The 12655-nt window shown below is 71.2% G+C and carries 15 protein-coding genes; 8 read left to right on the forward strand and 7 right to left on the reverse strand.

The genetic code is table 11. From position 1 onward, the window contains the following. Window positions 1-162 precede the first annotated feature (162 nt). Genes I4I78_RS22165 through I4I78_RS22190 form a run of 6 tightly spaced genes read left to right on the forward strand, consistent with a single transcriptional unit; the run spans window position 163 to window position 5363 of the window. Window positions 163-1053 carry a DUF6282 family protein gene (locus I4I78_RS22165; RefSeq protein ID WP_218613390.1) on the forward strand — a complete coding sequence of 297 codons (891 nt, stop codon included), beginning with the start codon at window positions 163-165 and terminating at the stop codon, window positions 1051-1053. Window positions 1054-1069: 16 nt separating this feature from the next. After that, window positions 1070-1963 (forward strand): hypothetical protein, encoded by an 894-nt coding sequence (locus tag I4I78_RS22170; RefSeq protein ID WP_218613391.1) that lies wholly within the window; start codon window positions 1070-1072, stop codon window positions 1961-1963. Further along, entirely contained in the window at window positions 1960-2748 is a 789-nt protein-coding gene (locus I4I78_RS22175) for an HpcH/HpaI aldolase/citrate lyase family protein (protein WP_218613392.1), read from the forward strand. Before I4I78_RS22170 ends, I4I78_RS22175 begins: the two co-directional genes overlap by 4 nt. 53 nt (window positions 2749-2801) lie before the next feature. Continuing rightward, window positions 2802-3623 carry an LLM class flavin-dependent oxidoreductase gene (locus I4I78_RS22180; RefSeq protein ID WP_218613393.1) on the forward strand — a complete coding sequence of 274 codons (822 nt, stop codon included), beginning with the start codon at window positions 2802-2804 and terminating at the stop codon, window positions 3621-3623. A 46-nt stretch (window positions 3624-3669) separates the two neighbouring features. Next, window positions 3670-4605 (forward strand): 3-keto-5-aminohexanoate cleavage protein, encoded by a 936-nt coding sequence (locus tag I4I78_RS22185; protein ID WP_218613394.1) that lies wholly within the window; start codon window positions 3670-3672, stop codon window positions 4603-4605. After that, window positions 4602-5363, forward strand: coding sequence for an SDR family NAD(P)-dependent oxidoreductase (locus I4I78_RS22190; RefSeq protein WP_218613395.1), 762 nt, complete (start codon window positions 4602-4604; stop codon window positions 5361-5363). The genes I4I78_RS22185 and I4I78_RS22190 overlap by 4 nt, the downstream gene beginning before the upstream one ends. Window positions 5364-5371: 8 nt before the next feature. Here the strand turns inward: I4I78_RS22190 and I4I78_RS22195 are convergent, their stop codons facing one another. Continuing rightward, window positions 5372-6307, reverse strand: a complete 936-nt coding sequence (locus I4I78_RS22195; RefSeq protein WP_218613396.1) for a hypothetical protein — start codon at window positions 6305-6307, stop codon at window positions 5372-5374. A 401-nt stretch (window positions 6308-6708) separates the two neighbouring features. On the opposite strand from I4I78_RS22195, the gene I4I78_RS22200 reads away from it, so the two are divergent. Then, window positions 6709-8154 carry an MFS transporter gene (locus tag I4I78_RS22200; protein ID WP_218613397.1) on the forward strand — a complete coding sequence of 482 codons (1446 nt, stop codon included), beginning with the start codon at window positions 6709-6711 and terminating at the stop codon, window positions 8152-8154. Window positions 8155-8229: 75 nt separating this feature from the next. On the opposite strand, the gene I4I78_RS22205 is transcribed toward I4I78_RS22200, so the two are convergent. The 5 genes from I4I78_RS22205 to I4I78_RS22225 form a co-directional block, all read right to left on the reverse strand. Continuing rightward, entirely contained in the window at window positions 8230-8520 is a 291-nt protein-coding gene (locus tag I4I78_RS22205) for a hypothetical protein (protein ID WP_218613398.1), read from the reverse strand. Window positions 8521-8523: 3 nt separating this feature from the next. Continuing rightward, window positions 8524-9006 carry a hypothetical protein gene (locus tag I4I78_RS22210; RefSeq protein WP_218613399.1) on the reverse strand — a complete coding sequence of 161 codons (483 nt, stop codon included), beginning with the start codon at window positions 9004-9006 and terminating at the stop codon, window positions 8524-8526. A gap of 170 nt (window positions 9007-9176) precedes the next feature. Then, entirely contained in the window at window positions 9177-9638 is a 462-nt protein-coding gene (locus tag I4I78_RS22215; RefSeq protein WP_218613400.1) for a MarR family winged helix-turn-helix transcriptional regulator, read from the reverse strand. A 109-nt stretch (window positions 9639-9747) separates the two neighbouring features. Next, window positions 9748-10092, reverse strand: coding sequence for a hypothetical protein (locus I4I78_RS22220; protein ID WP_218613401.1), 345 nt, complete (start codon window positions 10090-10092; stop codon window positions 9748-9750). 9 nt (window positions 10093-10101) lie between these two features. Continuing rightward, window positions 10102-11274, reverse strand: coding sequence for a hypothetical protein (locus I4I78_RS22225; protein WP_218613402.1), 1173 nt, complete (start codon window positions 11272-11274; stop codon window positions 10102-10104). A gap of 194 nt (window positions 11275-11468) precedes the next feature. Here I4I78_RS22225 and I4I78_RS22230 point away from each other — a divergent pair, with 194 nt between their 5' ends. Then, window positions 11469-11969 (forward strand): hemerythrin domain-containing protein, encoded by a 501-nt coding sequence (locus I4I78_RS22230; protein WP_218613403.1) that lies wholly within the window; start codon window positions 11469-11471, stop codon window positions 11967-11969. 22 nt (window positions 11970-11991) lie between these two features. On the opposite strand, the gene I4I78_RS22235 is transcribed toward I4I78_RS22230, so the two are convergent. After that, on the reverse strand, window positions 11992-12655 hold a 664-nt coding region (locus I4I78_RS22235; RefSeq protein WP_218613404.1), incomplete at its 5' end, for a class II aldolase/adducin family protein.

A 12655-nucleotide genomic window follows, 5' to 3' on the forward strand; every position in this document is an offset into this window, starting at 1 on the left:
AGCCCACGAGTGACCGCGGCCGGTAGTGTCTCGAACGTGGGGTTCACAAAGTGAACGATCGGAACCGTAATCCGGAGGTCAGTCCTTCACAAGTGCCTGAAGGCCCTTGACATGTGGTCGTAGAGTGAACTGAAAATCCACTATGCGAACGAAGGACGATCTGTGAGCCAGTCTCCCGCCATCGCCGCCGTCCTGGACGGCCTGGTCGACATGCACGTCCACTCCGGGCCCAGCCCGTTCCCCCGTCGCCTCGACCATGTGGAGGCCGCGCAGGACGGCGCGCGGATCGGGATGCGGGCCATGGTCGCGAAGTCCCATCACCACAACACCCAGATGGATGTGCTGGCGATGAAGGGCCGCCTCGCCGACGTCGCCGCCACCGCCTACGGGGGGATCGCGCTCAACAGCACGGTCGGCGGGCTCAACGCGCACGCCGTACGGATGTGCCTGCGGATGGGCGGCAAGGTCGTCTGGTTCCCGACCATCTCCTCGGGCCGGCACATCGACTGCCACCCCGAGGACGGTGCCTTCCCGACCACCACCGTGCCGCTGACCCTCGAGCGCATCGACATCGTCGACGACGGCGGTGAGCTCAAGCCCGAGGCGGGCGAGATCCTCGACGAGATCAAGGAGCAGGGGGCCGTCGTCAACGGGGGCCACATGTACCCCGAGTACATCCGCACGCTGTTCCAGGCCGCGAAGGACCGCGGCATCACGCGGATGGTCGTCAGCCATCCCGACTTCGTGATCGGCGCCGACCCGGAGCTGTGCCGCGAGCTGATCGGGCTCGGCGCCTTCGTCGAGCACGAGGTCGGCATGTACGACCCCGAGGGAACGCAGAAGTGGGACCCGAAGGCGCTGCTGACCTGGATCGAGGCGCTCGGACCGGAGCACATCGTGCTGGCCTCGGACTTCGGGCAGAAGGCCAACCCGAAACCGGTCGACGCGTGGCTGCGCGTCGCCGGAGCTCTGCTCGACCTGGGCCTGCCGGAGAAGGACCTGCGGCGCATGGTCCGCGACAACCCGGCCTACCTGCTCGACCTCGACACCTGAGCGAAAGGACACCACCGTGTACGACAAGGACGACCCCCGGTCCTCCCTCGCGACGGCGACCGCGCCACGACCGGACAGCGGCGACGCGATCGCGCCCGCGCAGTACTTCGACCTGCAGGAGATCGCCTCTGCGGACAGCCGCACCGCGGTGGTCCGAGCCCAGAACGTCGTGCTGGTGCACACCGCGGCACGGACCGGCGACGATCTCGACAACGGAACGCTCGACGGTGAGCTCGCGATCGTGGTCACCGGCGCGTCGCCCGTGTTCACCGTGTACACCGACGACGGGGCCACCAGGGTCGACCGGCCCGGGCTCGTGGTGGTCGCACCCGGCGCCTCGCGGATCGACGTGCACGGCGACGGACCGCTCGTGCGCCTGGTCGAGGCCGGCGAGCCGGCATGGCGCGACCGTGCCGCCAACGCCGACGCCTACGCCGACGACCATCCCCGCGTCGCGTTGCTGCGGCGCTGGCCGGAGCCCTCCGGTGCGCCGACGGTCCGGTTCTACCCGCTCGCCGACGTCCCGGACGACCCGGCACGGTTCGGGCGGATCTTCCGTACCCGCTCGTTCATGGTCAACTTCCTGCCCGAGAACGACGGCCCGCGCGACCCGCGCAAGCTCTCGCCGCACGCGCACGACGACTTCGAACAGCTCTCCCTCGCCGTGCAGGGCGAGTACGTCCACCACATCCGCACGCCTTGGCGCCCGGACAGCACCACGTGGCGCGAGGACGAGCACGTGCGACTCGGCAGCCCGTCGGTGGCGATCATCCCGCCGCCCACCGTGCACACCTCCGCGGCGAGTGACCCCGGCGTGAACCAGCTCATCGACATCTTCAGCCCGCCGCGCGTGGACTTCTCCGAGAGACCCGGCTGGGTGCTCAACGCCGACGACTACCCGATGCCGTGAGCGCGCCACGGCGCACCGGTTGCGGGCTGTTCGCCGCGGACCGCGGGGCCACCCCGCTCGGCACCTGGCTCAAGATCACGTCAGGGGAACCGGTCGAGATCATGGCCTATGCCGGTTTCGACTTCGTCGTGATCGACCTGGAGCATGCTCCGCTGGACCTGCAGACCGCGTACCGGCTGATCAACTCGGCTGCCGCGCTGGGCATGGTCCCGCTGGTCAGGGTGCCGGACGGGACGGCCTCGACCATTCAGAAGATCCTCGACGCCGGCGCCATGGGCATCCTCGTGCCCCACGTCGACACGGTCGAGCAGGCGACTGCGGTCGGGCGGGCGTGCCGGTTCCCGCCGCACGGCACGCGCGGCGCGGGCGGCACCAGCCGCGCCGGCGCCTGGGGGCTGCGCCCGAACGCCGACTACCTCGCCACCGGCAACGACGACGTGCTCTGCATCCCGCAGCTCGAGAGCACCGAGGCGATCAAGGCCGCACCGGAGATGCTCGCGCTCGACTCGATCGACGCCGTGTTCGTCGGCGCGGCGGACCTGTCCATGTCGATGGGCTCCACGCCGGCCGCCCCGGAGGTGCTCGAGCTGGTCGGCTCCGCGATCGACGCCGCGCACGTCGCCGGCAAGTACTGCGGCCTCGCGTTCGGGGACGTGCCCGAGCGGGCCGCGCAGGCCGCGCGCGACGGGTCCGACTTCGTCGTGCTCAGCAACGACGCGTCGATGCTGGCCGGGGCCGCGCGTGGCCTGGTCACGGCGTTCCGGGACGCCGAAGGGCGCCGGTGAGCCCGTCGCTGAGCCCGTCGGGGGCCCGGTCGTGGCCACGCACCGCGTTGTCGGTGGCCGAGCTGGACGACCTCGACCACGACGGGGTCAGGCGCTTCGTCGGCGCGCTCGAGGAGTGCGGACACCGGATGCTCTGGATCCCCGAGGTCGCCGGGCGCGAGGCGTTCACCACGGCCGCCCTGGTGCTCGGGGCGACACGGCGGATGATCGTCGGCAACGGCGTCGCCCGCGCGCTCGAACGCGTACCGAAGTCCGCGGCGTCGGCGGCGCAGGACCTCGCCGCCGGCCACCCGGGGCGCTACGTGCTGGGGCTGGGAGTCAGCGGCGCGGTCCGGCAACGCGGGATCGGCCCGCTGCCGTTCCTGCGCGACTACCTCGACGAGGTCGACGCGACGATCGCCCGCCGCGGCGGCACCCGCGCGGAGGTGCCCCGGGTGCTCGGTGCGTACTCGGCCGGGATCACCCGTCTGGCCGCCGAGCGCGCCGACGGGCTGATCACCTTCCTCGTCACCCCCGAGCACACCGGCTGGGCCCGCGAGACGATCGGGCCGGACCTGTTCCTCTCGGTCGTCCAGTGGGCCGTGGTGGGCCGCGACCGGGCCACCGCACGCGACGTCGCCCGCAGCCGCCTCGCCTACTACCTGACGCTGCCGCACCAGATCGCCAAGCTGACGCGGCTCGGGTTCACCGAGGCCGACCTCGCGCCGCCCGGGTCCGACCGGCTCATCGACGCCCTCGTCGCCTGGGGCACCCCGGAGCAGGTGCGGCAGGCGGTGCAGCACCAGTACGACGCGGGTGCCACGCAGGTCGCCGTCAGCCTGCTCGGCCCGCTCGACGACGCGAAGATCGACGCCTACCGGGCGCTCGCGCCGTGACCGGCGAACGGCACCCGGCCACGACCACGGCCACGAAGGAGAACTGATGCGGGCGGCCGAGAAGGTCATCATCACCACCGCGGTGACGGGTTCGGTCAACGTGCCGTCCCAGAGCCCCTACCTGCCGCTGTCCGCCGACGAGGTGGCCGACGCCGCGATCGGGGCGGCCGAGGCCGGCTCGGCCGTCGTGCACCTGCACGCCCGCCGGCCGGACGGTCGGCCCACGTTCGAACCCGAGGTCTTCGAGGAGATCGTCGGGCGGATCACCGCACGGACCGACGCCGTCATCAACATCACCACCGGCGGCTCGCCGGCGATGACGATGGAGCAGCGCCTCGCGGCCGCCGTCGCGCTCCGGCCCGAGCTGGCGTCGATGAACATGGGCTCGATGAACTTCGTGTACTCGGGGATCGCGGACAAGGTGGCCGAGTGGAAGCACGACTGGGAGAAGCCCTACGTGCTCAACACCTACTCCCATCCGTTCGTCAACACCTTCGACGCGATCGAGCACGCGCTGCGCACGCTCGGGGGGTCCGGCACCCGATTCGAGTACGAGTGCTACGACATCGGGCACCTGTACTCGCTCGCGTACTTCCTCGACAAGGGCCTGGCGAAGCCGCCGCTGCTGATCCAGGGTGTGTTCGGCATCCTCGGGGGGATCGGCGCCGACCACGAGAACCTGGAGCACATGGTGCGGATCGCCGACAAGCTCTTCGGCGACGACTACTCGTTCTCCGCGTTCGCCGCGGGCCGCGACCAGATGCAGTTCGCCACGCACAGCGCCTGGCTGGGCGGCCACGTCCGGGTCGGCCTGGAGGACAGCCTGTGGCTCGGCAAGGGACGGCTCGCGCAGAGCAACGCCGAGCAGGTCGGGAAGATCCGCGCCGTCGTCGAGGACCTCGGCAAGCAGATCGCCACACCGGTCGAGGCCCGCGCGATGCTCGCGCTGCGCGGGAATGTGAAGCAGGAGGAGGCATCATGAGCACCGCAGAGCCGCTGGCCGGCAAGGTGATCGTCGTCGTCGGGGCGAGCGCGGGAATCGGGGCCGACACCGCCCGCGTGCTCGCCGGGGACGGTGCCGCGCTGATGCTCGTCGCGCGCACCGAGGCTCCGCTCGCCGCGCTGACGGAAGAGCTCGCCGCGGCGGGGCACGACGTGGCCTACCGGACCGGGGACGTCTCGTCCGCGGCGGACGTCGGCAGCGTCGTCGATGCCACCGTCGCCCGGTTCGGTCGACTCGACGGGGCGTTCAACAATGCCGCGATGACCCAGGCCGGGCGCCTCGACGCGGTCCCGGAAGCGGACTTCGACCGGATCATGGCGGTGAACGTGAAGGGCACGTGGCTGTGCCTGCGCGAAGAGGTACGGGTGATGGAACGGCAGGGCTTCGGCTCGATCGTCAACGTGAGCAGCATCGGTGGTCTTCGCGGGAGTTCCGGTATGGGCGCCTACCAGGCCACCAAACACGCGGTCATCGGCCTGACCCGGACCGCCGCGCACGACTTCGGCCCATCCGGGGTCCGGGTGAACGTGATCGCTCCGGGGCCGACCGAGACACCGATGCTGGACCAGCTGCGACAGGCGATCCCGGGCGGCGTGGAGGCGAGGATCAACTCCACCCCGTTGCGCAAGGTGGGGACGGGGACGGAGGTCGGTGCCACCGTGGGTTTCCTGCTCAGCGACCGGGCGAGTCACCTCAGCGGCGTCGTACTCCCGGTCGACGGCGGGTTCGTGGCCTGAGCGACGCGTCAGCGCGATGCCTCCTCGAGCCCGATACTGCGCGGGGTGACGGACAGGTCGTGGCACACGAGCGTGCCGTAGGGGTGCAGCAGTCTCAGGCTCTCCACGAAACTGGTCACGGCGCCGTTGCTCACGTGCATGCGCACGTCGGCTCCGGACTCCAGCATGGGGCCGAGCAGCTCGCCGCTGAGCACGGCCTCGGCGCCGTTGCCCGAGCGCAGCGTCGGGTCCGACGCCGGGTAGGTGTCGAGCCCGGCGAGCGGGACGTAGCGCTCCTGCAGACGCAGGGCCGGCCAGGTGCGCCGCCAGAACTCGACCGCGGAGTCGACGTCGGGCACGTGCTGCGGCACGGCCTCGTGCAGGAGCGCGGGACCCAGCCGTAGCAGTTTGTGGACCAGGCCCGGCAGCTCCTCGACCTCGGCGGACAGCGACGCGGCCAGCTCCCCGGCCGCTCGAGGGCACGTACGCGCGGGTCTCGACGCAGTAGTGCAGCCGCTGGTAGTAGGCGGTGCCGCGGTCGCGGTCGCGGAAGGTGTCCAGGAAGACCTTGGCCTGGCTGCCGTCGCCCACCCCGAGCTCGACGACGTAGAGCTCGTCGGGCAGTGCGCCGCCGGCGGCGAGGCGGTCCCAGACCGTGGACAGGTCATCGACGAGGTCGCGGGCGGCGTTGGTGTTGCAGGCGTCGCTCTCACCACCGGGCAACGCCTGCTCGGTACCGGTACCGGACCGGCGGGTCCGCGCGTCCTCGGGACGTGCAGGATCGGGCGCAGGTCGACCACGTCGCGGAAGTTCTCCTTGTACTGCACCCAGTCCGCGACGACGCGCACCTTGCCGAGGTCGACCGGGCCCGTGCTCAGGGCGTCCAGGACCGGGACGACCGAGGTACCGATGTCCACCGGCCGGCTACCCCGCAGCCGGGTGTGCGGACGGAAGTCGACGAGCATGACATCACCTCACGGGTCAGGGGTGTTGTGCGGACGCCTCGCGGAAGGGATTGCGCGGGAATGCCTCGCGGAATCAACGATATGGCCGCGCCGACCCGTAAGAAGCGACATTAGTTCGGTGATACGTGAGCAGAACTCAACTCGGGCGCGGAGGCCGCCCGCCCGGCCGCCTCGGCGTCACGTGCCGCGCTGAGCGGCAGCGATCACTGGCGTCCCGAGGCGGCGTCGACGGCGGCGCGCCGCACGGGCTCCTGCCGATTCGCCGGGTCCGCCGACTGCCGCGCCCGGTCGACGAGGTCCTGCGCGCCGGGGACGCCGTACCCACCCGGCCGCGATCGGCCGGGCTTTGTTGTTTGATGCTAACTACCCTACGGTGGAGAAAACCTCCGAAAGCAGGCATTGTGGCGCGCAAGATCACTGCCGGGCCGATGGTCCCGGCCGCTCCCGCGGCCCGTGCGGAACGGTCTTCTGTGGACGGCCCGGAGTCGGCTCCGCAGGCCCGCCGCTGGGCGGTGTTCGCCGTGGTCAGTTCTTCGTTGCTGATGATCGCTCTGGATCAGACGGCCATCGCGACGGCATTGTCGGCATTACAGGCCGATCTGGGTGCCGGTATCGGGTGGACCGGCTGGACGATCACCGTGTATTCGGTCGGTCAGATTCTGGCGTTGCCGCTCGGGGGCAGGCTGGGTGACCAGTTCGGTAAGCGACGGGTGTTTCTGGTGGCGATCGGGGTGTTCGCCGCGGCGTCGATGGTGTGTGCGATCACCGCGTCCATCGGGCAGCTGATCGTGTGTCGGTTCGTCCAGGGCGTTGCGGGCGGGATGTTGCTGCCGGCCGGGATGGGCATCGTCGCGCACGTATTCGGCCGCGACCGGGACCGGGCGCTCGCGCTGTTCACCAGTGTCTTCCCGATGGGCGCGGTCCTGGGCCCGTTGCTCGGGGGCGTGGTGGTGACCGTGTGGTCGTGGCGGGGCATCTTCCTCATCAATATCCCGTTGGTGCTGGTATTGCTGGTCAGCGGGTTCTTCCTGGTCCGGGAGCCGCCGCGGAGACGGCCGGAGAAGGTCGACGTCCGCGGGATCGTGTTGCTGATGGTGGTGCTGCTCGCGGCGATGCTGACGATCACCCGGGTCGGTGAGCTGGCTTCGGGTGTCCGGGGAGCCCTCGGGGTCGGGGCGAGTGCGGTCGTCGCGGTGGTCGCGGGGTGGGCGTCGCTGCGGCACGCGCGGCGGCACCGGGATCCGGTCGTCCCGATTCGTCTACTTGTCGGTGGCGGGCTCGGGTCGATGAACATACTCAACGTCGCTTTCGGCGCCGCGGCGATCGGCTTCTCGGCTCTGGCCCCGCTGTATGCACAGAGCCGTTATGCCATTGTTCCGCTGGCTGCGGGAGTGTTGTTGACGGTGCGTGCGGTGGGGATGATCGCGTCCTCGTTGGTGGCTGTGGCATTGTTGCGGCGGGTGGGGCACCGGCCGTTGCTCCTGGTGGGTATGGGCGCAATCGTGGCCGGCCTGGTCCTCACCGCGGTGCCGCCGCCGGGTGTGGCTCCGGAGCTGTGGTTGGCAGTCGCTGCGGGAGTGACCGGCCTCGGAATGGGTCTGGCCGCGCCGGCGTCGAACAATGCGGGCATGCATCTCGTTCCGGACGAGGTGTCGGCGGTGTCCGGGTTGCGGATCATGTTCCGGCAGTTCGGTGCGATCATCGCCGTGTCGGTGACCACGGCGGTGAGCGCGGCGAGTGCGAACCCCGGCCTGGCCATGTCGATCGCCTTCGGTGGTCTCGCGGTCGTCGTCCTGGCCGCCGCCGCCGTCGCGGCCCGGATCCCCAACCAACGCGGGCGATGGTGACCGGGAGCAGACGGCGACAGCGCGCGGGCACGCTCCGACACCCGAGGCGTGGGAGTGCCGGCACCGGCCGACGGTTCACCGGGTCGTGCCGGGCGCCGGGTCGTCAGCGGGAAGCCGTGTTCTGCGCCGCAGGGTCGCCATCGCGAGTGTCCCGCCCACCCCTGGGATGATGGCGAGAAGCGTCGGAAGACTCCTCGGACCGGCGTACATGGCGGTGCCGATGATCGTCGCGATGTACGCGCAGCCGTGCAGCGGCCCGAGGATCGTGGCCACGACCGGGACGTGCACGGTGGCGAGGTTGGCCAGGAGCAGGGTCAGCGAGCCGAGCTCGACGGCGGCGAGCAGGGTCAACAGCCGGATGTTCACGCCTCACACCCCGGTGGTCGAGCCGGGCCGCACGATCATCAGTACGGTCACCGTGGCCCACAGCAGGTTGAACACGCCGGTCACCATCGCGAGCCTGCGGATCTCGTCCCGCGCTGTCGCACCGGCCCCGGATCCGATCGTCGGCTGCGCGGTGACGTCGGCGAGCAGGCTCTGCTGGCGGGGGAGCACGGCGAACGCGAGGACGAGGGCCGCCACGAGGGTGAGCCCCATGGACACGACCACCCACGCCTGGGACAGGACGCCCATGGACGCGGCGGTCATCATCCCGAGCACGGGAACGGCGATCCCGACGCCCGCATAGACCCGGGAGATGCGGGAGAGGACCGCCAGCCGCGTGGCGGGGTCGGTGGCCCCGCCGTCGAGCGCGCGGCGCGCCTCGGCGGGAAACATGCTGGCGGCGACACAGATCGGTCCGATGGCGACGATGGCCACCAGGACGTGCAGCGCGAGCAGGACGGCGTTCACGTCCGGACCACCGCGGCGGCGTCCGTACGGCATCTCATGGGCGGTCGATCCGCGTGGTGCACCGGTTCGGCTCCTTACTTTCAGCCAGGCTGAAACTCGGTCCAGACTACCTGAGGATCCGGTGCAGGGGAGGGGTGGGCAGCTGCCGCGTTGGTCGTCGAAGGCGCGGTTCAGGACGGGCCGGCGCGGTGGAGCTGCATCAGGAGCGGGCCCAGCGCGGTCGCGTCCTGTTCGGGCAGTGCCGCGACGAGCCGCTCGTCGGCGGCGGCGACGATCGCCAGCCCGGCGGCGCGGAGCCGGCGACCGCTGTCGGTGGGGTGCAGCTCGGCGGTGCGGCCCCGGCCGGGAGGCGTGCGTCGCTCGACGGCTCCGAGCGCCTCGAGCTGCCGCAAGGTGGCCTGCATGCTCTGCACGGTCACGCCTGCGCGACGGGCGAGCTCGCTGTAGGACCGCCCCGGTTCCCTTCCCAGGTGTCCGAGTGCGGACAGGTGCCGGAGCGTGAGTCCGGAGGCGGCGAGATCGAGCTCGATCTCGCCGCGCAGTCGCCGGCCCAACGTCATGAGCAGGATGGCAGGGCTGGGTGCGGGAAGGTCATCGCCCACCGGCGCGTCGACCGCCGTCCGTTCGGTCATCGAGCGAGTCTCCCATCCGCACGGTGGAGGGCCCGGACGCGACGACGTGCCGAGTTCGTCCGTGACTTCGTCCGGACCGGGCCGCCCCGGGCCACCCGTCACCGAGAGCTCAGCTCCCCGCCCGGGGGCGACGCCGGTAGTGGTCGCGCACCAGGAGTGCACCGATCGCGAGGGAGATCAGGCCGAAGATCGCTCCGACGGCACCCGGCAACGGTGACAACGACAGCACTGCGTTGGCCGCGAGCGACAGGAGGAGCAGCGTCGCGAGCAACGGTCGAGGCAGCAGGCGGGGTCGAGCGATCCGGTCGTCGGTCGCGTCGAGCCGTTCGTTATTGGTGATCACGGTCGGACCTTTCTGGAGCGGGCGGCCCTGGCGGCCGTCCGATGCGGTCCAGCCTGGCCCCCGGTCCGCCGTCCCGGCATCGGCGGAAGGTAGGCGGTCGAACTCTTCCATCCTTCGATGTCACCGAGTGTCGGCGTCGGCTTCGGCTCGTTGCCGTTCGCGGTAGCCGTAGGTGGCGTGGCGGATGGTGGTGTCGTCCTCGAGGCCGGAGCCGACGGCGCCGGCGATGGTGCCCATCACGGTCGCCACGAGCGCGACGTCGAGATAGTCGACGAACCCGGCCGGATGCCCGATGGTCGAGGTGAGGTAGCTGGGAGTGATCACCAGCAGGCTCGCCGCGAGAACGACGGTGAACAGTGCGGCGCAGAACACCAGGGCGCCGGCGGTGACGGTGAGGACCGTGCCGGCGTTGCGCAAGGTGGTCCGCGCGTCGTCGCGGCGGGTCGAGGTGGTGGTGGCCTGCCACAGGCCGTGGCCTGCGATGAGCCACACGACGTAGACCACGACCGCGGCGACGCACACGACGGCGAGGCGCCAGGCGGGCAACGAGTCGGCCAGGCTCCAGATGTTGGAGTAGAAGACTCCGAACGCGCCGCCTGCCAGGGCGCCGCCGAGGGCGGCCGACAGGCCCCACACCAGTTGCCAGGGGCGGTTGGCGCGGGTCATGCCGAGCAGCAGCCGGAGCACACCGGTCCGGGGGCTGAGCACGAGTTCGCAGCTGATGTCGGAGTCGCTCGGTTCCACCGCATGCAGCGTGCGGGCGCGACGCAGGCGCGGGTCCTCGCGCAGCGGTGAACGCGCCGTGCCCGGGGCTAGGACGTCGACGGCCAAGTGCTCGACCAAGAGCGCGATCAGGCGGCGGGTCCGGCGGACCAGGTCGACGCCGCCGAGCGCGGGGAGTGAGATCACCGCGGTGGTGTCGTCGGCACCGACCTCGGCCAGGACGACGCCGTGGGCGTCGCGCAGCGGCGCGTCGGTCAGGCAGATGGCCAGGTCCCCGTCGCTGGTACGGACGCGGTGGCGGGCCCGGTCGAGCAGCCGCTCGTAGCCGGAAAGCGCCTCGAACGCGTCGCGGACGACCTCGACCCGCCAGCGCACGGCCACATCCGACACCCGTTCGGCCAGCATCTCGGCCAGGGTGCCGTTCAACCGGTCCGCGACCGTGGTCGGGAGGTCGGGGTCGGCCAGCACACCCACCACCACCTCGCGGTCCTCAGCGGTGCCGGCACGATCCGGCAACCCGGACGCGGGCGCGCGTCGACCGCGCCGGACGGTGTCGCCGATCTGAGCCATGGCGGGCGGCTACCCGCGGTGCGGCGGCGCACACGTCGTCGCACCCGAGGCCGCGGGGTACGACGGCGCGGTGCTCGGAGAGGCGACCAGGTCCGATCAACCGGCGCGCAGGTGATCCGGTTGAGCCACCGTCGGTCGGGTATCCGTCGACGACCGTCACGTCGATCCGGCTCCGCCGGGCGGAGGAGGTACCCATGTCCAACGATGCGATCGTGCTGCTCAAGGACGACCACAAGCGAATCCGCAAGCTGTTCCGGGACTTCGAGAAGGCCGGACCGAACGCGACGACGACCAAGGCGAAGATCGTCGACGGCATCCTCGAGGCGCTGACCGTGCACACCTACATCGAGAACGAGTGCATGTACCCGGCAGTGCGCGAGCTGGTCCCCTCGACCGAGGACGACGTGCTCGAGTCCTACGAGGAGCACCACGTCGCCGACGTGCTGTGCATGGAACTCGCCGCCATGTCGGCCGACGACGAACGTTTCGACGCCAAGACCACCGTCCTCATCGAGAACGTCGACCACCACATCGACGAGGAGGAGCAGGAGTGGTTCCCGCAGGTTCGCGAGGCGCTGGGGCGCAAGAAGCTGCAGGACATCGGCGAGCAGATGATCGATCTGAGGAGGAAGGCTCCCCGGTACCCGACCCGGCCGGGCGCGCTCAAGAAGGCGGTCGACGCGGTACTGGACTGACCATGGCCGCCGGTGGGTGGACTCAGGGTCGCCCGTAGGAGAGCCGTCCGGCCTGCTCGCGGCTCGCGTCGAGGTCCTGCCGGCTCAGCAGGGCCGGCTCCCCGAGAGCCCGTGCGTCCAGGTAGACCTCGCACAGCCACTCGACCAGGCCGGCGTGCTCGACGGCCTGGTCCAGGTCGTCGCCGCAGCTGACCGATCCGTGGTTGCGCAGCAGGACCGAACCGGCGCCGTCCGCAACCGCCGTGCCCACGGCGTCGGCGAGCTCGGCCGAGCCGAACACGTGGTAGGGGACCGTCGGGACCCGGCGTCCGAGGCGGCCGATCGAGTAGTGGACCGCGGGGAGCTCGTCGAGGACCAGGCCGACCGCGACCGCGGCACGGCCGTGGGTGTGCACGACGGCGCACGGGGCTCGGTGACCGGACGCCCGGTGACCGGGGGGCCGGTGACGGTGGATCCCCAGGTGTAGGCCGATCTCCGAGGAGGGGGCCGGGCCCTGCAGCGTCGCCCCGTCGAGGGAGACCACGGTGAGGTCGTCCTCGCCGGCCCGGGCGAAGCGGAGCCCGCGCCGGGTGATGAGCACACGGTCGTCGTCGATACGCACGCTCACGTTGCCGGCCCCGCCGGGAACGACCCCGTCGGCGGCCAGGTCCCGGCACCGGGCCGCCAGGCCGGAGCGCACCTCGTCC

This window comes from Pseudonocardia sp. KRD291, from assembly GCF_019263595.1.
Classification (GTDB): domain Bacteria; phylum Actinomycetota; class Actinomycetes; order Mycobacteriales; family Pseudonocardiaceae; genus Pseudonocardia.

What these genes read in the sequence shown, in the direction of transcription:
- I4I78_RS22185 (WP_218613394.1), top strand. Translation starts at nt 3,670, where the DNA reads ATGCGGGCGGCCGAGAAGGTCATCATCACCACCGCGGTGACGGGTTCG.
- I4I78_RS22190 (WP_218613395.1), top strand. Translation starts at nt 4,602, where the DNA reads ATGAGCACCGCAGAGCCGCTGGCCGGCAAGGTGATCGTCGTCGTCGGG.
- I4I78_RS22195 (WP_218613396.1), bottom strand. Translation starts at nt 6,307, where the DNA reads ATGCTCGTCGACTTCCGTCCGCACACCCGGCTGCGGGGTAGCCGGCCG.
- I4I78_RS22215 (WP_218613400.1), bottom strand. Translation starts at nt 9,638, where the DNA reads ATGACCGAACGGACGGCGGTCGACGCGCCGGTGGGCGATGACCTTCCC.
- I4I78_RS22220 (WP_218613401.1), bottom strand. Translation starts at nt 10,092, where the DNA reads ATGGAAGAGTTCGACCGCCTACCTTCCGCCGATGCCGGGACGGCGGAC.
- I4I78_RS22225 (WP_218613402.1), bottom strand. Translation starts at nt 11,274, where the DNA reads ATGGCTCAGATCGGCGACACCGTCCGGCGCGGTCGACGCGCGCCCGCG.
- I4I78_RS22230 (WP_218613403.1), top strand. Translation starts at nt 11,469, where the DNA reads ATGTCCAACGATGCGATCGTGCTGCTCAAGGACGACCACAAGCGAATC.